The organism is Cellvibrio sp. UBA7671, from assembly GCA_002483145.1.
GTDB classification, from domain to species: Bacteria; Pseudomonadota; Gammaproteobacteria; order Pseudomonadales; family Cellvibrionaceae; genus Cellvibrio; species Cellvibrio fibrivorans.
On sequence record DLHJ01000003.1, the window covers coordinates 51,365 to 72,010 of the forward strand.

Sequence of the window (20,646 nt, forward strand, 5' to 3'; positions counted from 1 at the left end):
CAGACATAGAGATATTCGACTATCTGGTTGTTAGTAATCGTTTATTTTATTAATTAAAAAGACAGCGATATTTTTTACTATCTATTAACAAAGGAATTTCACGATGAACAAGACATTCTTAGGCATATTATCGACAGTGGTATTACTTAACACTGCCTGTGGCCCAAAACAAGACGATGCCCCAAACAGTACAATACAAAGCTCCTCTTTGCCCACATCATCCGCTTCAGCTGCAGCTGCCTCATCGGAAATGGCTGTAACGCCAGCAGAAACACCTAGCCCGCCCAATGGCGAGCTGCTCAACACTTATTGGAAACTTATCCTGATCAACGACACTGAAGTCACTGTGGTAGATAATCAGCGCGAACCACACATTACCTTCAATGCTGAAAACCGCGTATCCGGCTCAGATGGTTGTAACCGTTTAATGGGCAGCTACCTGTTAGAGGGAGACAAGCTTACGCTAGGGGAAATGGCAGGAACTAAAATGGCTTGTGCAGAGGGGGCAGAACAAACCCAAGCTTTTAATGAGGCATTGACGAAAGTGGCAGGCTACACAGTGCATGGCGACCAATTGGAATTGCGCGATGCTAGCGGGCTGGTTGTTGCCCGGTTTAAGGCGGTTGCGCTGCCTTAGCCGTCGAGCATCAAACTTACCCATTAAAAAGCCCGTTAGATAAACTATCTATCGGGCTTTTGTTTGTGTCATTCAAGGTAAATCGGATTAATTAACTATATCACCACGCTGCCGGTATTCCGTTGGTGTTACTCCGACCATACGTTTAAAAAAGCGGTGGAACGCCGAGGGGCTGTTGAAGCCGGATTTGTAAATAATTTCCAGAATCGTTTCGTCTTTTAATTCCGGCAAAACCAACAAACGTTTGGCTTCTTCTACACGATAGCGATTAATAAATTCAAAAAAATTCGATTGGTAATGCATTTTTAGAATCGCGGAAATATCGCGCGGCTTTAATCCTATCTGTTCAGCAAAGCGCTCAAGGTTGATGTTGCTTTCCAAAAATAATTTATCTTCGTGAATGGCTTTTTCGATGATCGCAACCTTGTGATCCATTTTGGTTGGCTGCACCGGTTTAGCGGTTGGCACTACATGTACGCTGAGTAATTGGCGGGTGTTGATCAAACCAAATACAAACAAACCATTCACCAACATGACCGTGAGATAGTTATCGATAATACCCAGCGTATCGCTCACCGATGCACTTACCCACCCCTCCAACAAATAGGCGAGTAGCGACCAAAGCCAATGCAGACAAAAACCCGCGAGCACCACATCGGCGAGTTTTAATTCCGACATCGAAATATCGGCATACAGATGTTTTAAATTGTCGCGCAATTTATATTCAGCAATCACGCAGGCAATGATGTACCCCAGCGGAGAAAGCTTCACCAGTGCCCACACAAATGCGACCGCCGCATTTTCCGCACCTGCTAATTCTGTCGCGGGCTGCCATTCCAAACTATCGATATCAAATACCACCAACAACATCACGGCAACGCATGCGGGGAAAAGGTGAATTATATTTCGCCAGCGCAACAGCTCAACTTGCTGCGACAGAGAACGCAAATAAAAATACAACACCGGCCCCTGCAATAATAAACAGGCCGATAAGATCGTGATGATAAATGGGGAATGGTTAATCGGCGTGGTTTTTAAATCGCCATTCCAGACAATCAGGGTGGTCGTTAATACCAGCGCAATCAGCAAAAAAAATCCGGACAAAATACGGCGCGGCTGAACGTGTTTGGCAGGCAACAAATTCAGTAAAACCGCCAACACACAGCACTCCACTGCCGTGAGGACCAAGACCAGGTCGTGGATATTTAGAAAGTTGGTTTTCATTAGACCTTTCTCGTGTAAGCACGGCCAATTACCCTCGTGGCAGGGCAAGTTCTCTCTGGCTGTGGATTCTAATTATAGGATGCAACGGCCTCTGCAGGCCTATTTGAACACGCAGTGCTTGGCGTAATCCTTAGCCTCGTTCATGGTGAGCTCGCCTTTGGGTTTTTCTTCGATGGATTTACACCACTCCGGGCTGCCTACTTTGGGCGCGCAGGCGGATACCAGGTGAACCAAGGTCACAACCAATAGCAACTTAACCATTCTTAAAAAAGTGGGCATAAAAAAATCCGATTATTGGAGTTATGAGGTAGGAGCCGCTTGCCAAGCGCATGCAATGAATCCGTCAGGTGAATTCACATGGGCAAGAATAGCAGAGGTTATCACCAATAAAAAACGCCCGCGGCTAAGAGCGGGCGTTTTGGTTTGGAACTGTGAGGGAGCTATCCCTCACGAGGGAATTACTAAGGCAACGCTTTCAAATGATTACCAACAGGCACTGAGAAGATACGGCCATCTTTTACATCCCAGTTGATCGACCAAGTCATTACACCACGGAAGTCAGCATAGGCAGCCAGTGGAGTATTGCTACCGCAATTGGTGCGTTTCACCAAACAATCCACTGCTTTATTGATATCAGCGGTAGTCGCTTGGCCCGAACCGGCAGCGCGTGGGCCAGACGGTAAGCCAAGCGCGACTTGATCAGGACGCAAGCCCTTGAAGTTACCGGCAGTACCGTTGGCCAATGGGAAGCCTTCAATCAGCATACGCGCAGATGCCACCATCATATCCACTGTGCCCGCTTGATAAGCTTGCGCCGCATAAGGTGTTGCCAAGCCGCCGTTGTTGTACAACTGCACGTGTAACAAATCCAGCTCGTTGCGCAATTGGTCGATCATCGGCAAATAAGCGCCCCAGATCCCGGTGTAGGCTACATAACCACCTTGTACATAGGGATGCTCAGGCGCCATGGAGACATACAGATCGGGATACATGGCGTTGAGTTGTTTGATCGCCGACACCATGTTGCTGATAACCGGCGCGCCGTGCATCACACCCGCACCACTTTCCAGGTCGATATCCACACCATCAAAACCGTACTCATTGATAATCGCCGCGGTGCTGTTAACGAAGTTGGCGAGATTGGTGGAGTTGTTCAAAGTCACAGTGCCTTTTTCACCGCCGTATGACAGCACGATGTTTTTACCTTGCGCGCGTTTTGCAGCAACATCAGCAATAAATTGCGCTTTGTTCAAGGCAGGATCCAGACGGAAATCCACCGAACCATTACCGGCATCATCCACGAAGGCGATCACAATCACATCCCAGGATGCATCGACATCGGCCAAACGAATCACACCGCTGCCGTTGTCAAAGTTATGCCAGTAGCCTACCAACGCATGTTTTGGCAGCGCTGCTGCATCGCCCGGTACGCGGTTATTGCCGCTGACGCTGGATGATGAACGGCTGCTTGTGCTACTTGCGGAAGAGGTTGAGGAAGGCGCAACCGAAGAGGATGATTTTGAGCTGGGCGCAACACTGCTAAGCACACTGCTTGATGCGGCACCGCAGGATTTCACCAACTCCCACGCCTGTTGCCAGTGCGCGCCGGTACCCGGGGCATACGCCCAACCGGCAGTTGAACCGCACCAACCGGCAATGGTACAACGATACTCACTCCCCGCGTTCTGCACTAACTGACCCGCCGCATACGCGGTACCAGCAGCATATTGTGGCGATGAACAATTGCCACCCGAAATTGATGAGCTGGAAGGAGCAATTGAACTGGAGGATTTTGAACTGGGTGCAACGCTACTCGGCGCAGATGAAGACGGCGCAACAGAACTTCTGGGGGAAGATGACACAGCGCCATCACAAGCACCCAGCAGTGTCCACTCTTGCCACTGGCCAGAGTAGCTGGCCGGGCTGTGGCCCTGCGACCACCAATTGGCTTTGTAACCCTTTCCTGCTTCTTGTACCTGGGTGCCGCCACCGTAAGCAGCGGGGCTGTTCCACACCGGAAAACCAGCACAACTTACTGCAAACGCGCTGGTTGATAAAAAACTCGCGCCCAAGGCGGCAAGTGCAATGACTGAACGTTTCATAGACCCCTCACTGTATTTGTATTTTTTTAGACAAAAGAATGCCGTAAAGAAATTGCGAAAATTTCTTTTTTGTTGATGCAATGCAACGAGATTTTTTGGCGGTTCCGGGGATCAAGTACTCGACGCTGCAAGGCGCAACGCCCGTCCGTACTTTTGGACACACACCCATCCTGTTTAAACGGTTGGTGAGCTCCCTCTGAAATTTCTCTCAGGCCGTGAATCCTGACGAATAATTTCTGGCGCGGCTTTCATTTATTTTTCCGCATGACAACGTTGCCATATATATCACCCGTTTCAGGCGATGGCAATCAGGGATATGACCAAAAGATGACAATTACGCAAAGTTTTTATTTCATTAGAATAAAAATTTTGCGTAACCGCGAAAAAGAATGGGGGATAGATGATTGGGAAATAACGGCTTATTGAGTGGCTGGTTTAGTTAGTCGGAACACGGCGCTGACGCACCGCCTCAAACAGACAGACACCCGTTGCGACTGATACATTCAAACTACTCACGGTGCCCGCCATCGGAATATTCATCAAATGATCGCACGTATCCTGCGTCAGACGCCGCAGGCCATCGCCTTCAGCGCCCATCAAAATTCCAATCGGCCCAGTGAGATTGCATTCGTATACCGACTGCTCCGCTTCACCCGCCGCACCGAATAACCAAATACCTTTTTCCTGTAAATTCTTCAGCGTGCGCGCCAAATTAGTCACAGGAATAAAGGGCAGCACTTCGGCAGCGCCGCAGGCAACTTTGCGTACTATGGGCGTAATGCCGACTGATTTATCCTTGGGTGCGATCACTGCATGCACACCCGCCGCTTCGGCAGAACGCATGCATGCGCCGAGGTTGTGCGGATCGGTGACGCCATCGAGGATCAATAAAAAGGCCGGCTCGTTAAGGTTTTCAATCAGCTTGAAGAGATAAGCTTCGTCGTAGGTTTCACCGGGCGTGCAAATCGCCACTACACCCTGATGGTTTTCATCGCCCACCAACTCGTCGAGTTTATTACGGTTGACTACCTGGCAGTGAATGCCATTGCTTTGCGCCGCGTTGACAATTTTTTGCAAGCGTTGGTCATTGCGACCCTGCACCATGTAAATTTCAATCACACGTTGCGGTGCACTTTTTAATAATGCCTGCACCGAGTGCAGGCCAAAAATATGTTCACGTTTCAAAACACATACCTAACTTTTAGTATTAACACTTGCGCAAGCTTAACGCTCAGAGAGCCGCGTTTCACGCTCGCGCAAGATGCGATCTTTCACAACATAAATTTCACGGTTCAGTCTTTCGTCGAGTACAAAGTTTTCACTTTGTAACCAGCGATCAATCCTTTGCCTTAGTCTTAGCCACCGGTTTTTTAGCAGTTGTCTTCGCAGCCCCAGTGACAGCCTTGCCTTTTGTTGCCTTTGGCGCAGGCGATTGAACTGTTGTTGGCGCTGCCTTGCTTGCAGTTTTCGCATTTTTACGGCCATGATCAACCTCACCTTTGGATTTTGCACTTGCAGGTTTCTGTGCTGATACTTTTTTCGCAGCAGGCGCTTTGGTCGCTATCACTTTCTTCGCTGGCGCCGGCTCTTTTTTCGCGGGTGCTGCAGTAGCATCCGCCACTTTTTTCACCACAATCTTTTTAGCAACAACGGTTTTTACGACTGGCGCTTTTACTACCGGTGCTTTTGCTGCCGGTTGCGCTGCGCTGGTCTTTTTGCCACCGGCATTAGTTTTAACTGCTGGCTTTGTAGTTTTGTCCGTTTTTACTTTTGCAGCGGATTTAGCATCTGTCGTTTTTGCGGACGATTGTTTAGTTGCCGGTTTTTCACTCGAGGCTTTTTTAACAACAATACCTGATGACGATTTTTTACTGTCTCCAGTTACACCACCAGACGTGGTTACAACGGGAGCTGCAAAATGTTTTCCGCCGCCAGCTTTTTTACCTTCTGTCTTTTTCTTATCGGGTGATTGAGATGCACCGCGTTTGGCAACCTTGGGTTTAACGGCCGATTTAGGACGACGAACTGCATCCGCTGATTCGAGTTCAAAATCAATTTTGCGGTTATCCAGATCCACACGCACAACACGTACAACCAATTCATCACCAAGACCAAATACTTTGCGCGTACGTTCACCCACTAACCGGTGTTGCGCAGGTTCGAATCGATAATAATCGTGCGGCAGTGAAGTGATATGGATTAAACCTTCTACATACAAATCATTCAATTCAACAAACAGACCGAAACTGGTAACCGCACTCACGTGACCCGCATAAACAGCGCCCACTTGATCGCGCAGGTATTCACATTTCAGCCAGCTGACCACATCGCGGGTCGCTTCATCGGCGCGGCGTTCGGTGCGTGAACACTGCTCACCAAATACCACCATATCGCTCGCGGTATAGGGGTAAATAAATTTCTTGGGAATTGCTTTGGCTGTGTCAACACGGCGCACATGGGTAGTCGGTTCAGTGCCGCGCACTACCGAGCGAATTGCGCGATGTACCAACAAATCCGGATAGCGACGAATCGGCGAAGTGAAGTGGGTATAAGCCTCATAACCCAAACCGAAGTGGCCGTGGTTTTCCACCTGATACATCGCCTGGCGCAAACTGCGCAACATCACTGTCTGGATTAAATGGCCATCGCTGCGATCCTGAATCATTTGCAGCAATTGTTGGTAATCGCCCGGTGTAGGCTTATCGCCACCGGCCAAGCCCAAACCTAATTCGGATAAGTACGCGCGCAAATTGGCGAGCTTGGTTTCCGTCGGGCCTTCATGCACGCGGAACAAACCAATCAAATTATGTTTTTCAATAAATTGCGCGGCACACACATTCGCGCACAGCATGCACTCTTCAATTAATTTATGCGCGTCGTTACGTTTGATCGGAACAATACGTTCGATTTTGCGCTCTTCATTAAATTGGATGCGTGTTTCAACGGTATCAAAATCAATTGCACCGCGTTCATCGCGCGCAATACGCAGGCATTGATAAAGTTTATGCAAGAGTTCGAGCTGCGGAACAACCGCTTTGTATTCTTCATGCAAAGCAACGCGTGTATCGCCCTCACCAGTGAGGATCTCTCCCACTTTGGTGTAGGTCAGGCGCGCATGGGAATGCATCACGCCTTCATAAAACTGATAGCCGGTGATGCGACCTGAATCGCTGATTGTCATTTCACACACCATGCACAAACGATCAACATGGGGGTTCAATGAACACAAACCGTTTGAAATTGCCTCGGGCAACATGGGCACAACATAATCGGGGAAATACACCGAGTTGCCGCGCGCGCGCGCTTCTATATCCAGCGCACTTTCTACCGGAACATAATGGGATACATCCGCAATCGCCACATACAAACGCCAGCCGCCTTTGCGACGCTCACACAAGACCGCATCATCAAAATCGCGCGCGTCTTCGCCATCAATAGTGACAAAAGGTAAATGACGCACATCAACGCGATGTAACTTATCTTTCTCCAAAACCTCATGAGATAACAGCGCCGCTTCGGCAAGCGCAGCACTCGGCCATTCGCTTGGAATACCATGGGCCTGGATCGCCAATTCGATTTCCATGCCCGGCGCCATATGGTCGCCCAACACTTGAATCACACGGCCAGTTGGCAAGCGGTTTTTATCCGGCTGCTGGGTAATTTCCGCAACCACAATTTGCCCGTGTTTGGCACCACCGTAGGCGCCAAAGGGAATCATGATGTCATGGGTAATACGCGGATTTTCCGGGCGCACAAACTGCACACCCTCTTCATTGAAAAAGCGCCCGGCCAATTGCGTGGTATTACGGATCAGCACATCAACAATCGCGCCCTCCTCCTTACCTCGATACTGCTCACCCGAAAGCCGGACAATCACCTCATCGCCATCAAACACTTTGCGCATCTGGCGGTTATGCAGGTAGATGTCTTCGCCACCATCGGCGCGAATCACAAACCCGTAACCATCGCGATGCCCCTGCACACGGCCGCGCACCACATCGATCTTATCAAGGCGCACATAGGCATCGCGGCGGTTGCTGATCAACTGGCCATCGCGCGCCATGGCAATCAAACGGCGGCGCAAGGCTTCAATCTGGTCTTCACCAGTGAGCTTGAGCATGACGCACATTTGTTCATGGGTAACGGGCTGATCGGCGCTATCGAGAAGGTCGAGGATATACTCGCGGCTGGGAATGGGGTTTTCGTATTTTTCGGCTTCGCGCGCGGCGAAAGCATCGCGGGGCGGGGTTTTACGTTTAGTCAATTGGGCATCCTGTGGTCAATTTTGGCGGTTTTTGAACGTTCCTGAAGGTCATGAAAGGATTATAGGGCAGCAATCATGACAAACCTACAAATAAAACCGAAAACCCTGTTGACAGCCATAAGGCCGATATTTATAGTGCGCGACCTCAGCCAAGGCTGAGTACGCCCAGATGGTGAAATTGGTAGACACGCCAGCTTCAGGTGTTGGTGACGCAAGTCGTGGAGGTTCAAGTCCTCTTCTGGGCACCAAACATGAAAAAAGCCCCGTTACGCAAGTGACGGGGCTTTTTGTTTTGGGCCTATTTATATATTTCACCGTAGATTGGGTGGCAATGCAAAGCATACAAATTAAAGCGCGTACTGAAATATACAAATGATTGAATAAACCCCACAGTAATTTCAACTCTTCTTTGAATGGAATTTTACCCAGATATAAACACCAAATTTGTAGGAGAAGAGAACCGTTCAAGCACAATCCCTTGCCATACAAATTTTTACATATTGTAAACGTTTGCTACAACTATAAAATGCGCTTGAGATTGCTGCTCAAACAACTCTCTTAAGATTTTATTAGTGCAAAAAGCTGCTGTGGTGTGCATTTTCCACGATGAACATCATCATGGCAGACATTACATAAAGTGATCAGATTGCTTACTATATTTTTACCGCCATCAGCATGATGATCAATATGATGTAATTCCAATAAATTTCTAATTCGATCAGCATGATTTCGATTTGCGATATTCCATCCGCAAAATTTGCAAGAAAAAGAATCCCGCTCAAGCACTTCAATTCTCACCGGGTCAGGAATTCTTCGATCATGAACTTCGGCCTGCCTATCCTCCTCTAACATATAAACACCAACATCCAAATCAGGCCTACCAGAGGCCCGAGTCATAACGGGCCATCCCTCTTCAGTCCTCAACTCACGAATACGCCTAGCCCATTCAGACTTTCCATTCGCAAGATAAATTAGCTCTTCACCAGTAACCTTTTTGCCAACATTCTCACGGAGATAACGTAATATTTTATCCTTAACAGAACTCGCATCTTTTCGGATAGTGTTCGCTATATTCCAACGTAGAGCAGAATCCCTATCTTGCTCTATAGAGGCAAGATAGTAGGTATCAGTCTTTGCCTCTTCAACTTGTTCAGATGTTAAATCAACATCCACATCTCTAAGAGTGGAACCACTCAGAATTGCCCACCCAAATTCAACTCTAAGCTCACGAATCCTACGAGCATATTCACTTATGCCAGCAACAACCATCAATTCATCGCCATGAAGAAGAACCAGTGGATATTTTTTGAAATAAGCTAGAATTCTATCCCGCGCAGAATTAACTCCCTCTTCATCTACCAAAGAACTACCAAGATCCCTAAGCACATGATTAGCAGGCACAAGAGCCTTTACCTGATCACGTAAATTTTCCTCTCTCAATTTACTTTCAAAATCATTTAATAACTTTACCAGCTCTGAGCGTAGGGCTTCAGGGTTTTTCCGCCTAGATCGTCTTGCCAATTTATGCCACCTTTATTTTTTTTGAACTAACTCGACACTCTAAAAGAGAATGGACATAGTTAGCTATGACGCCAGCAAATATAGGAGGGACAGCATTACCAATTTGGCGAGCTATTTCTATTTTGCTACCGACAAATGAAAAATCATCAGGGAATGACATCAATCTTGCCGCTTCTCTATGAGTAATTGGCCGGTTAGCCTTCGGGTGTAAATACCGACCTTTTTCAGGCTTAAAAAACTCAGTTCGTATAGTCACAGACGGACGATTCCACCACAAACGCCCAAACAGATCCGTCCCACCTGATGTTTTATTGATCCAACACTGGGGAGTAATATCAGGCCTGTTTCGTTGCAAATCAAAACGATTTCCACCAATTGGAACGGCCTTATATCGTTCCAAACTCATAGGGGTTGGTTTGCGCCCAAAGTGTAAATTTAGAGGAGCCCCTTCACTAACACGAATATCTGTACCTTGAGGCTTACTGGGTAAATCGCCAATAAACTCCTTCACAGTCTTCCATGCCGGTAGATTCGAGGCCTTACCCGGAGCACAATATGTAGGATCGGGAGGAAATGATGGCAGAGCAGTTAAAGCGAAGTCTGATCGTTTAATTCCAATTGCAATCGTTCTCTTTCTAGTCTGCGGAACCCCATAATCTGCCGTATTCAATATTGCAGAGGCCAAAATTTCGTAACCTAACTCATAAGCTTTTGCACAAATATCAAGAAACTCTGGACTCTTTAATAATCCCGGCACATTTTCCATGATAAATACAGAGGCGCCAGAGAGCTTAACTATCTCAAGATATGGCTCCCACAATGCTCTTCTAGCATCGCCACTCCGATTCTTATTCAACAAGCTAAAACCTTGACATGGTGGCCCACCAATAACTACGTCTGCAGACGGAACTTCACCGTTGTCGAGCCAATCCTCAATATTTGCCTGAACACAATGTTCATTGCGCCCAAAATTACTATTATAAGTCTGGGTAGCAGCCAAATCGTTATCGATCGCAAATATGCTTTGAAAATGCCCACAATAGCGCTTATCAACAAACCCAAGCGTCATTCCACCAGCACCGCAAAACAGATCTATCAACTTATATTTACGTTTCATCTATATCACTTTAATTTGAATAAACTTGGCAGGGGAGATTACGAAGGCACTGTATAATAATACAGTGATTAAATTCCCCTGAGCAACTACTTACCAGCCACATTAGATTTTACCAGCCACATTAGATTGAATTTTTACCGGATGTATTAATGAATTTAGCCTAAGTTGAGTCGCCCTTTGTACCCTAATGACACCATTTAGCCAACCTCCTTTTGGGGGATTACAATTAACCCATCAATCTATTATTTATTCGACATATGCCCTTTACCATCAATGCTTAAGTCGTATTCTGGCTTGCGTTGACAACCCCACCCTCATCCCCTAACCTGCCCCCGCTGCGGTAAAACCCGCAGCCGGGATTGCAACCCCCGCGCTTCTAACCGGCACGAGACGTGAGTCTTAGTGTCCTCGCACAGCTTTGCCTGTTGTTATGGCGGCTGGGTGAGGCCGCCTTCGGGCGGGCCGGTGTGGTTAGAGCCGGTGGTTGCAACCTCGCTCAGTCCGCCTCCATGAATTGCAACCTCATGAGGCATTTGGCAAATCTAACCCTGAGATTTTTATTATGGATAATGCAACCTCTTCCCCCGCTTTCCCCAATTCCTGTTCCATCAAACTCGATCAATCCCAATACGCGTTTTTTCAACAATCACGTCTTGAAATTCATTCGCCCGAAGGCAAAGTGCTTACGGTGATGAAAAAGCCTGTGCCGAATAAAACAGATGCCGATGCGGTTTACCAGTTGTGGTGCCAGGCGTGTTTGTTGGAGGTAGTGTTTGATGAAGTTAGGGACAAGATAAAACTACCGCCGAAGGCGATTAATTCTATTGCGCATGTGATTGACAGGATTGATTTGCATCTTAAACAACAGATGCGGATGTAGAAAAATTAAAGGCGGCTTTTTTGGCCGCCTTTAGTTGATATGAGAGGGAATAACGCTTTACTTGTCAGAAGCAGCAGAAGCTAGCTGCCAGAGCACCAATAACATTATCACTACCACTAAGAATCCCATATCTCCTCCCAGAGAATTATCTTTCGATGACGTTTGTACAAACATACAAGCAAGTTCAACCTCTAATGGCTAGCTAGTTTAAGTAATTGTTGGGTCGAGCGACCAGTGGGCGAAGGACATATTTCGTGTGAGATATATCTTACAAGACTCGGCACATCGATCGTCCGGTAACAGTATTAGCTCACTCGCACTGCATCATTTCCTACGCCATCAAACTCGACCAATCCCAATGCATCTTTTTCCAACAATTTCATCTTGAAATTTATTCATCCGATAGCGGAGTGCTTACGGTCATTAGTAAGCTGTGTCGAATAAAGTTGGCGGCGGTGTTTGATGAAGTTCAGTGCAGAATAAAATTACCGAAGAAAGCGACTATTAGTATCGCGCATTTTGTTGACAGGATTGTTGTGCACCTCCATCAGGCTCTGGAGCAATTTTAACGGCGTTGACGGCAGCATTTGAACAGGTACACTCCCGCTCATAACTGCCAGAAATCTAACCCGGCCTTGGCCCTAACCGTTTTTCAGAGCGAGGGGCTTCATTAATGATTTTGTCTCCCAGATAACCACGGGCACAAATTTGCCGAATACCTTTCAAGCTTTCACGCGCTTGTGGCCCAATAATTAAAGCATGGGTTCCAGGTGCACCATTAGCTTCCCTGAAAGTTTCATAACTATACTTCGTTCCTTCCTCATCTATATCCACCTCGGTCTTATAATCAGGAAAAATCAGCACCTTCCCCATTTTATTTATCGCGCTGATTGAAGCATCTTCATCTACCCCTCTGGGATACCCTGAAGAATGCTGCAATATATAAATTAAAAAAGCGCCCAGCTGCTCGTCTCCGTTAACCATTTCGATCAGCTCCACATTGGCAATACGAAATTTCAAGACGTCACGAGGTTCTTTACCTTTCTCTCCGAACTCATTTCGAATACCTTCGGCCGCACCGTCCTCATGACCTGTGACCGTATAAAACCCCTGCCCAAGCTCACCTTTGCTGGAGCCGTAGGTTGTATCTATACGTTTCGTCATCCAATCGCCTTTTTTTGATACGTGTGCCAATTCTGTATGGGTAGCCGGATCCAGTGCCCCTCTATCTGCTATATCCCAGGCCGCCAATCTGTTATACCCGGTTGCCGATTTAGCGCCTGCTAATTTTTCGGTTGGGTATTGTTCATCCATCAGCGTAAGTGGCGTATCTGTTTCATCATCCAGCTTTAGCCTCAATTTTAATTTGGTTTCAGCGTAGGTTTCGCGAACGTTATCCCATTCAACCTCAACATCAGATTTCGCCTGGTCAGTAAAAAACTTCAGCAGTAAATCTTCCCCTTCGGCTTCCAATTGTTTTTTAGTTGCACTCACCCATTGGCGAAGTTTTTTCGCCTTATCGCCTTTCGCGGTGAAATAATGTTGCACAACACTATTCGCATGCGACGCGGTGTCGATAGATTTTGCCTGCAAGGTTCGTGCGTGTGTTGAGAGTGCCTTAGCCCCCATAACGTCTGCCTCATGCTCCAAACCCTCATCATCATTAACCTGCACACCCTCTTTCATTTGCATAGTAGGTTTTACCCTACCCTGCGCCTGCTGGACGACATGCCATGCCTCATGCGGCAAATGTTGTTCCTGACCTGGGGCCACATGGATATCACTACCCTGTGCAAAAGCATGGGCATTTAATTGAGCTGGTTGCGATGAGTTGTAATGCACCTTAACGTGATCCATGCTCATGCCTGAGAGGTTTTCGATTCCGCTTTTTAAATTATCTGGCAAGCCAGTGCGGTTAGGCACGGAGGCCTGATCAGCATTAAGTTGTGGAGGATTTTTCGTATCAGGTTGTTGCTCTGTGAGGCCTACACGCTGCGTAGGCTTGGACGCCATCATAGCTGCGGCCTGTTGGTGTGCGTTCACCCGTGCACTATTGTCCATTACAGCTTTTGCTGCTTGCATTTGTTTTATACGAGGACTTGCATTTAAAACTGACTGCAATTTCTGTTGAACCACTGCGTCCGAACGTGCATCCTCAAAAGAGGAATCCAATAATGACGTCAACTGAGGCTCGCCAATATTGGATTGATTTGCCTTATCTGCTGATGCCGGTACATGCGCTTTCATGGGAATACCTTTTTTGTAAATATGTTTATGCAAAATTGATGATGCACATTTGAAAATAGGTTTCCCACAGCGCTTTGGATGAAAATAGCAGCATATTTCAAGGCACTGCAACTCCTGCTGAACCGCCGCATTAACCTATTTGTGCACGGCGCGCTGCCAAATGCTGTAGAAATTCACTTTTTTGCTTGGGTGAAATCATGATGGATTGACCTCGGCCATAATCAATTCGAAGCCGATCTAGCGACAGTGCCGGGCTAGAAAATGGGTTGCGAGTGGGCGTAATGCCATTAATTTCTTGAATGGGTATCTGCCACTTGAATGGCCCGCTTTTCACCAGCAGAGCCGAATCAGTCAATGTATAACAGGTAGTTGTCATAAGCCAAAGCGGAATGCCTGCGCCGATAACAAACGCGGGCAAGGTGGGCAACAGCTCGTCACTATTTCCCGATATGAGCGACAATAAAAACGGAACGGTGCATAAAATAATCGCTGCGGCCAGAACAACGACCAACCATGTATCGATTTTTGATTTATATACCTGAACCATCTACTCCCCTCCGTGCCCACTAAAACAATAAATAGAATCAATATCTAATGATCATAACTTATCACACGCGCCAACTGCCAACCTTCACCTACTTTCCGCCATATATGCGTAAATTTGAAAATCGCGCAATCCTGCTTGCCATTGTTAAGGCTGCAAAATCTATGCTCCCCGATTTGTAATGCCCCGTAATCTTTAATGGGATAAACCTGCAAGCTCTCACGAATCAATTCACGCTGCAGGGTTTTATTATTAGCAAACATGGATTTGGAATTTTCCAGATTTTTCTGGTAATCGGAAAAGCCGCCTTTATCGTGATAAAACTCGAGGTCTTTAGCAAATAAACTCGATGTAATTTTCAAATCGCGCCGGTTAAACGCATCGAAAAAAAGCGTGTCCATTCTGAGAATTTCATTGTAGAGCTCGGTTTGTGAAGACGGAGAACTTCCTTCCGGCGCAGATTGGGTATCGCTTGCAAATGACGTATTGGTAACAAATAGCAGAGTGAAGATTAACAACAACTTTTCCATAGTTATGCCTCAGGTTGAAAAGGATTGGAGCGTATTTCAGTGAAATACCCTGCTTAGACACAGCAACCAATCAACTGGATTCACAAACATGTAGATCGCAGCGAAGAAACCAACTTCATACACCGATACGCTTGTTTTTTTACGGGGTCTTTAAACGAGCGATATCAAGAGTTTCACGCGAACCTTGTACAGCCCACACCCCACCCGCCCTACTCCTTCAACTTAAATCGATAAAGAACCTTCACGAACTCCGAAATTTTAAGTGCCACTAATAATGCTGTGTCGCCTAAATCTCTCGCATATCGATTTTCTTACCTATAACCTCCTCAAATACGAATAATTCTCATAAACATCTGCATTAAATTGTTATTTATAGCCATCCAGCAAGGGACAACAAATGTACAACGATGCCATTTATGATTTTGTTGCTGTGGGTGTTGGGCCGTTTAATTTAGGCCTTGCATGCCTGTCATCAGCCGTTACTGATTTGCGTTGCGTTTTTTTGGATAAAGAAGAGGAATTTAACTGGCATCCAGGCATGCTGATCGGTGGCGTTACCTTGCAAAGCCCCTTTCTCGCCGATCTGGTTTCCATGGCAGATCCTACCAGCCCGTTCAGTTATTTAAATTACCGAAAGCAACAGGGCAGCCTGTTTAATTTCTATGTGCGTGAAAATTTTTATTTGGAGCGGCAGGAATTCAACCGGTACTGTCGATGGGCAGTTTCCCGGCTGGACAATATCCGTTTTAACCACCATGTCGAACAAGTGGTTTATGAACCTGAACAGCGCGTCTATCGGGTAACGGGAATTGAAACCAAATATAAAAAACCTTTTAGTTTCCTGACAAAAAAATTGGTTGTTGGTGTTGGTATGAAACCGCGCATTCCCGATTGCCTTGGCGCTATTCACCGTGGATTTGAATTACATTCATCACACTATCTGAAGAACAAACCGCAGTTACAGAAACAGAAAAAAATAACGGTTGTCGGCGGAGGACAGAGCGGTGCAGAAATATTTTATGACTTGCTGAAAGACAGCGAACATTTTGGTTATCAGCTTGATTGGGTGACGCGTGCGCCAAGATTTTTCCAAATGGAAACAGCAAAGCTGACGCTGGAAATTTTGTGCGGCGATTACGGTACTTATTTTCATGCGCTGGATAAATCTACAAAACAAAAAATTATTGAAGAACAAAAAAGTGTTTACTGCGGTGCAAATCAATCGCTACTCGATGAAATTTACGATTTTCTGGACATGAGCCGACACAGTAATTTGCCACAAGTCCAATTACTGTCGTGCATGGACCTGATCAAGGTTGAGCCAGATATCAGTGTAGATAAGAGCGTAAATAACCGCGCAAACGGATTCTTGCTGCAGTTCGCTCATACCCAGACCGGCGAACAGTATCAAACGCATACCGATGGACTGGTTCTATCAAGCGGACACAAGTACGAAGTCCCCGCGTTTATGGAAGGTGTTTTTGACCGCATCGAACGCGATGAACAGGGCAAATATCTGCAGAAAGAAAACTGGGCGGTAGATATTCATGGACGGGAAATTTTTATCCAGAACGCAGGTTTTGAAAGCCACGGTTTGATCAATCAGGATCTGGGAATGTCTTGTTATCGCAATAGCCGCATACTCCGGGAAATTACCGGACGGGATATTTATTCCGTCGAGCGCCGCTTCGCATTCCAGAGTTTTGTTCCCGGAAATGAATCCGGTTGGGAAGCTATAGGTAGTGGAGTGCCACGATGACTCTACGCATTGCCATCCTGATAATGTCTGCGTGCGGCGTTATCAGCGACTCTATTCTCATCGCGTTTTATCCGCAATTTTTTGAACTGCGTTACGGGCTGACCAGCCCGGTGCATGTGGGGGCTTACATAGCGGCTATTTCGATTGCCGTCATGTGCGCCTTACCTTTTTGGGCAAAACTCACGCGCCGAATTGAAACGCTACACCTGCTATGGATAACGCAATTTTTAGCGGGATCACTGGCTATTGCCAGCGCACATGCACCGACAGTACAGGTGTATTGGGTACTGACCATGCTGATGTTCATTATGAAAGCAAGTTATCTGTTGCTTTTCCCCTACTTGATGCGCGCAGAAAAACCTGAAAATCACGGACTGGTAATTGGCATGGTGGCTGTAGTTGTCCATGTCGGTGCAATTTTTGGGGCTTCTGTGGGCGGCTCTGTATTGGAACATCTTGGCCCCGAAGCAAGTATGTACTTGATGTCGGCAGGAGATTTTGTGCAGATGGGCATTTGCTTTTTTCTGATTTTTTCCGTTAGCAAAGCCAGAACAAGCGAAGAGAAAACCAGAGCAAATGATGGCAACCCCGAAATAAATAAAACCAACACGCAAACGGAAAAAAATGAACCATTGAAACGCCCTCCCGGTGCATGGATTGCACTGGCGAAACTCAGCGGCCTGATGTTGCTGTTCGATATGAGTGCCTATCTGGTGCGGCCATTCTTTTCTGTCTATTGGGAGTCGATTTACACTTCCGGCAACCAGACTGTTACCGGAATTGTTTTTGCGATACCGGGCATGGTGGCCATTATCGGCCTGATCATCAACAAATCATTTTTGAAAAATAAATTTCGCAATCTGGATCATACCGCGGTGAACCTGCTGATCGGTGCAACCGGTTTACTGTTGCAAGCATCCTCATCGCCCTTGTTTGTACTTATTGGCCGCTGTCTTTATGGGTGGAGCCTGTTTCAAGTTGTCGTCAAGTTGGAAGTCACGCTATTTCGTATTAGTCAGCCCGCTTTTTATGACCGCGATTTTGCCGTTACCAATTTTTTCCAGAATTTCGGCGTGCTCCTCGCCTCATTCGCGGCAGGGTATATCGTCAGTTGGATCGGTGTGCCTATGTCATTCGCGCTGGCTGCCGCTGGATTTATTTTCACTGCCATTATCGACCGAAGTGTATTTGGCGTTGACAGGCATCATCAACGCGGACTGGCGGCGCATCAACCACATCAACAAAAAAAGTTTGCCCTGGAGGAAGGATGAATAATTACGTTGAAGAATTTGGCCTGAACCCCTGGATAGATATTCGCTTATTGGATGTGGAAAAAGATATCGAAACGGTTCACTCCTGGTTTCTGATGGATTATGCCGCGTTCTGGAATATGCAGAACGCCTCCCTGGAAGAAACCCGGCACATCTATGCCGAGATACAAAAAGGAAACCACATGGAAGTTTATCTCGGATTTTATAAAAACCGCCCTGCTTTCTTAATGGAATGTTATTGGCCGGAATTGGATGAGGTTGGCCAACATTATCCGGTGGAGCCGGGCGATATTGGCATGCACTTTATGGTTGGCCCAGCTGAAAATCCTATTCCCGGGTTCACCCGCGATGTGCTGCGCCACATTATGGCCTTTTTGTTTTTCAAAAAAAATGCCAGACGTGTGGTAGTGGAACCGGATGTGAGAAATGACAAGGTGCATAAGTTAAACGCATTTGTCGGTTTCCATTATGACGGCACTGTCCAGCTGGAAAAAAAACAAGCCAGCCTCGGATTTTGTTCAAAAGAAAACTTTATAAACTCACTACAGAGGGTAAATACCAGTGAATCAATTTAATTATCAACAACCAGAATCCGCCGTAGCGCACCTGTCTCCAGAGTCCTGGGCACTGGCTAATCGCCACCTGGTTTGCAAAGCGCTAAGTGAATTCAGCCACGAGCAAATCTTCACCCCCAAATTGATTGAACGTATGGATGGTGGATGGGCGGTTTATCAAATTCAAGCAGACGAACCCAATTGCAGTTATTTTTTCAATGCGAAGAAAATGTATCTGCGTCACTGGCGGATAGCGAAAGAATCTATCAAACGAGTGGTCGCCGGCGAGCCGGTTAATTTGGATGCATTGGTGTTGATTAATGATTTTAAAAAAACGCTGGGGATAGCCGAAGAAAAATTGCCTATTTACCTCGATGAAATCAGCAGCACCTTATACGGCGCTGCATACAAAATGCGAAATTCCGATATTCCCTGTAGCGAGTTGGTTGATGCGGATTACCAAACATTCGAATCGTCCATGACGGAAGGACACCCAGGCTTCGTCGCCAATAACGGACGGATAGGGTTTGATGCCTATGATTATCAAGCTTACGCACCGGAAACAGGCAGTGATTTCAATATTATCTGGCTGGCGGTACACCGGGGCCACGCTGAATTTGCCTGCGTGAAAGAGCTTGAATATTACAGCTTTATCAAGCGCGAAATCGGTGCGGAGCTATTTGATAAGTACATTAACAAACTTGTCACTATGGGTTTAAACAGCGATGACTATTATTTTATGCCGGCGCATCCCTGGCAGTGGTATACCAAGTTAAGTATTGCGTTTGCTGCTTATGTGGCAAACAGAAAAATTGTTCCATTGGGAATCAGTACCGATAGTTATGCAGCCCAGCAATCCATCAGAACCTATTTCAATAAATCGAATACTGAAAAGAGTTATGTCAAAACTTCGCTCTCCATTTTAAATATGGGATTTATGCGCGGCCTTTCTCCGTACTACATGAAAGGAACGCCCGCTATTAACACGGTTTTGCAGGATATTATTGCTAACGATAAAACCCTGAACCGTCTTGGCTTCTCCATTCTGCGCGAAATCGCATCAATTGGTTTCAGAAATTATTACTACGAAACCGCGCTCACCAAAGACAGTCCCTACAAAAAAATGTTTTCCGGGCTCTGGCGTGAGAGCCCCATTCCATTGCTGAAAGACGAGGAGCGGTTGATGACCATGACGGCTCTTTTGCACGTGGATTATGACGGTAGGGCGCTGATCGCAGAATTGATAGAGCGTTCTGGTTTATCGCCAGAGGCCTGGTTGACACAATATTTTGATGCTTTCTTACAACCGCTTTTGCATTGTTTTTATGCGCACGATTTAGTGTTTATGCCGCACTGCGAAAATCTGATTGTGGTGCTCGATGGCTACACCCCAAAACGGGTGTTTATGAAAGATCTGGCGGAAGAATGTGTCATTTTGAACAAGGATGCCAAAGTTCCTGAAGACGCTGCGCGGATGGTGGTGGACGTACCGGAAGATTACAAACTGCTGGGTATTTTTATCGATGTATTCGATGGCGTATTCCGTTTTATGTCACACATTCTGGAAGAAAGCGGAACCATTGAAGAAGAGCAGTATTGGCGGCTAGTGGCGCGATGCGCACAAACTTATCAGGCGCAGCATCCGGAGTTAACACATAAATTCCAGCGCTATGATTTTTTTGCACCGACATTTATGCATTCTTGCCTGAACCGTTTGCAGCTTAAAAATAATTTGCAAATGATCAATCTCGCCGACCCTGCTTCCAGCTTGATTATGGCCGAACCACTCAGTAATCCGGTTGCGCAATTTGCGGATGAAAAACAAACCGTTTATCGCCAAAAAGAAGCTGCATGCTGAGATTTGTGACTTTGCTGTCGCGCACGAAGGATGAAGCCAATCAACTGATTCCTGAATGCGCGGTAGGTGTCGATACTGAATCATCCGTATGGATTACGCGCTACAGGCCACATTATTTTATTGATTAGAGGGGCAAAC

General features: G+C 46.6%; 17 protein-coding genes and 1 tRNA gene. 8 read left to right on the forward strand and 10 right to left on the reverse strand.

Annotated features, from left to right (window positions below; translation table 11 throughout):
* Positions 1–103 precede the first annotated feature (103 nt).
* Positions 104–637, forward strand: a complete 534-nt coding sequence (locus B4E62_RS02915; protein ID WP_331351001.1) for an META domain-containing protein — start codon at positions 104–106, stop codon at positions 635–637.
* Positions 638–724: 87 nt separating this feature from the next.
* Here B4E62_RS02915 and B4E62_RS02920 read toward each other — a convergent pair whose 3' ends face one another.
* From B4E62_RS02920 to rnr, 5 genes are all read right to left on the reverse strand, one after another.
* Entirely contained in the window at positions 725–1,861 is a 1,137-nt protein-coding gene (locus B4E62_RS02920; RefSeq protein WP_331351002.1) for a helix-turn-helix domain-containing protein, read from the reverse strand.
* 99 nt (positions 1,862–1,960) lie between these two features.
* Positions 1,961–2,140, reverse strand: coding sequence for a DUF3012 domain-containing protein (locus tag B4E62_RS02925; protein ID WP_310076115.1), 180 nt, complete (start codon positions 2,138–2,140; stop codon positions 1,961–1,963).
* A 182-nt stretch (positions 2,141–2,322) separates the two neighbouring features.
* Positions 2,323–3,963 (reverse strand): glycosyl hydrolase family 18 protein, encoded by a 1,641-nt coding sequence (locus B4E62_RS02930; protein ID WP_331351003.1) that lies wholly within the window; start codon positions 3,961–3,963, stop codon positions 2,323–2,325.
* A gap of 435 nt (positions 3,964–4,398) precedes the next feature.
* Positions 4,399–5,148, reverse strand: coding sequence for a 23S rRNA (guanosine(2251)-2'-O)-methyltransferase RlmB (gene rlmB / locus B4E62_RS02935; protein WP_331351004.1), 750 nt, complete (start codon positions 5,146–5,148; stop codon positions 4,399–4,401).
* Between the two features lie 151 nt (positions 5,149–5,299).
* Positions 5,300–8,227 (reverse strand): ribonuclease R, encoded by a 2,928-nt coding sequence (rnr, locus tag B4E62_RS02940; RefSeq protein ID WP_331351005.1) that lies wholly within the window; start codon positions 8,225–8,227, stop codon positions 5,300–5,302.
* Positions 8,228–8,390: 163 nt separating this feature from the next.
* Between rnr and B4E62_RS02945 the strand changes: the two genes are divergently transcribed.
* A tRNA-Leu gene (locus tag B4E62_RS02945) sits at positions 8,391–8,475 on the forward strand.
* 310 nt (positions 8,476–8,785) lie between these two features.
* Here the strand turns inward: B4E62_RS02945 and B4E62_RS02950 are convergent.
* Both B4E62_RS02950 and B4E62_RS02955 read right to left on the reverse strand, forming a co-directional pair.
* On the reverse strand, positions 8,786–9,748 hold the full coding sequence (locus tag B4E62_RS02950; RefSeq protein WP_331351006.1) for an HNH endonuclease signature motif containing protein: 963 nt from the start codon (positions 9,746–9,748) through the stop codon (positions 8,786–8,788).
* A gap of 1 nt (position 9,749) precedes the next feature.
* The gene (locus B4E62_RS02955) at positions 9,750–10,865 is read right to left on the reverse strand and encodes a DNA cytosine methyltransferase (RefSeq protein WP_331351007.1); all 1,116 of its coding nucleotides are present in this window, start codon (positions 10,863–10,865) and stop codon (positions 9,750–9,752) included.
* Between the two features lie 562 nt (positions 10,866–11,427).
* Here B4E62_RS02955 and B4E62_RS02960 point away from each other — a divergent pair.
* Entirely contained in the window at positions 11,428–11,745 is a 318-nt protein-coding gene (locus tag B4E62_RS02960; protein ID WP_331351008.1) for a hypothetical protein, read from the forward strand.
* Positions 11,746–12,369: 624 nt separating this feature from the next.
* On the opposite strand, the gene B4E62_RS02965 is transcribed toward B4E62_RS02960, so the two are convergent.
* The 3 genes from B4E62_RS02965 to B4E62_RS02975 form a co-directional block, all read right to left on the reverse strand.
* Positions 12,370–13,992, reverse strand: coding sequence for a DUF4157 domain-containing protein (locus B4E62_RS02965; protein ID WP_331351009.1), 1,623 nt, complete (start codon positions 13,990–13,992; stop codon positions 12,370–12,372).
* Between the two features lie 130 nt (positions 13,993–14,122).
* Complete coding sequence (locus tag B4E62_RS02970; protein WP_331351010.1) at positions 14,123–14,539, reverse strand: PH domain-containing protein; 417 nt, start codon at positions 14,537–14,539, stop codon at positions 14,123–14,125.
* 44 nt (positions 14,540–14,583) lie between these two features.
* On the reverse strand, positions 14,584–15,066 hold the full coding sequence (locus B4E62_RS02975; RefSeq protein WP_331351011.1) for a nuclear transport factor 2 family protein: 483 nt from the start codon (positions 15,064–15,066) through the stop codon (positions 14,584–14,586).
* 397 nt (positions 15,067–15,463) lie between these two features.
* Here B4E62_RS02975 and B4E62_RS02980 point away from each other — a divergent pair, with 397 nt between their 5' ends.
* Genes B4E62_RS02980 through B4E62_RS03000 form a run of 5 tightly spaced genes read left to right on the forward strand, consistent with a single transcriptional unit; the run spans position 15,464 to position 20,636 of the window.
* The gene (locus tag B4E62_RS02980) at positions 15,464–16,825 is read left to right on the forward strand and encodes a lysine N(6)-hydroxylase/L-ornithine N(5)-oxygenase family protein (protein ID WP_331351012.1); all 1,362 of its coding nucleotides are present in this window, start codon (positions 15,464–15,466) and stop codon (positions 16,823–16,825) included.
* Complete coding sequence (locus B4E62_RS02985; RefSeq protein ID WP_331351013.1) at positions 16,822–18,096, forward strand: MFS transporter; 1,275 nt, start codon at positions 16,822–16,824, stop codon at positions 18,094–18,096. Before B4E62_RS02980 ends, B4E62_RS02985 begins: the two co-directional genes overlap by 4 nt.
* Positions 18,093–18,671 carry a GNAT family N-acetyltransferase gene (locus B4E62_RS02990; protein ID WP_331351014.1) on the forward strand — a complete coding sequence of 193 codons (579 nt, stop codon included), beginning with the start codon at positions 18,093–18,095 and terminating at the stop codon, positions 18,669–18,671. Before B4E62_RS02985 ends, B4E62_RS02990 begins: the two co-directional genes overlap by 4 nt.
* Complete coding sequence (locus B4E62_RS02995; RefSeq protein WP_331351015.1) at positions 18,658–20,508, forward strand: IucA/IucC family siderophore biosynthesis protein; 1,851 nt, start codon at positions 18,658–18,660, stop codon at positions 20,506–20,508. The genes B4E62_RS02990 and B4E62_RS02995 overlap by 14 nt, the downstream gene beginning before the upstream one ends.
* Positions 20,502–20,636: a hypothetical protein gene (locus tag B4E62_RS03000; RefSeq protein WP_331351016.1), complete on the forward strand. Its 135-nt coding sequence runs from the start codon at positions 20,502–20,504 to the stop codon at positions 20,634–20,636. Before B4E62_RS02995 ends, B4E62_RS03000 begins: the two co-directional genes overlap by 7 nt.
* Positions 20,637–20,646 lie beyond the last annotated feature (10 nt).

Coding starts and splice junctions, on each gene's coding strand:
- B4E62_RS03000 (WP_331351016.1), top strand. CDS start 20,502: ATGCTGAGATTTGTGACTTTGCTGTCGCGCACGAAGGATGAAGCCAAT.
- B4E62_RS02990 (WP_331351014.1), top strand. CDS start 18,093: ATGAATAATTACGTTGAAGAATTTGGCCTGAACCCCTGGATAGATATT.
- B4E62_RS02920 (WP_331351002.1), bottom strand. CDS start 1,861: ATGAAAACCAACTTTCTAAATATCCACGACCTGGTCTTGGTCCTCACG.
- B4E62_RS02985 (WP_331351013.1), top strand. CDS start 16,822: ATGACTCTACGCATTGCCATCCTGATAATGTCTGCGTGCGGCGTTATC.
- B4E62_RS02980 (WP_331351012.1), top strand. CDS start 15,464: ATGTACAACGATGCCATTTATGATTTTGTTGCTGTGGGTGTTGGGCCG.
- B4E62_RS02965 (WP_331351009.1), bottom strand. CDS start 13,992: ATGAAAGCGCATGTACCGGCATCAGCAGATAAGGCAAATCAATCCAAT.
- B4E62_RS02960 (WP_331351008.1), top strand. CDS start 11,428: ATGGATAATGCAACCTCTTCCCCCGCTTTCCCCAATTCCTGTTCCATC.
- B4E62_RS02970 (WP_331351010.1), bottom strand. CDS start 14,539: ATGGTTCAGGTATATAAATCAAAAATCGATACATGGTTGGTCGTTGTT.
- B4E62_RS02925 (WP_310076115.1), bottom strand. CDS start 2,140: ATGCCCACTTTTTTAAGAATGGTTAAGTTGCTATTGGTTGTGACCTTG.
- B4E62_RS02915 (WP_331351001.1), top strand. CDS start 104: ATGAACAAGACATTCTTAGGCATATTATCGACAGTGGTATTACTTAAC.
- B4E62_RS02955 (WP_331351007.1), bottom strand. CDS start 10,865: ATGAAACGTAAATATAAGTTGATAGATCTGTTTTGCGGTGCTGGTGGA.
- B4E62_RS02930 (WP_331351003.1), bottom strand. CDS start 3,963: ATGAAACGTTCAGTCATTGCACTTGCCGCCTTGGGCGCGAGTTTTTTA.
- B4E62_RS02975 (WP_331351011.1), bottom strand. CDS start 15,066: ATGGAAAAGTTGTTGTTAATCTTCACTCTGCTATTTGTTACCAATACG.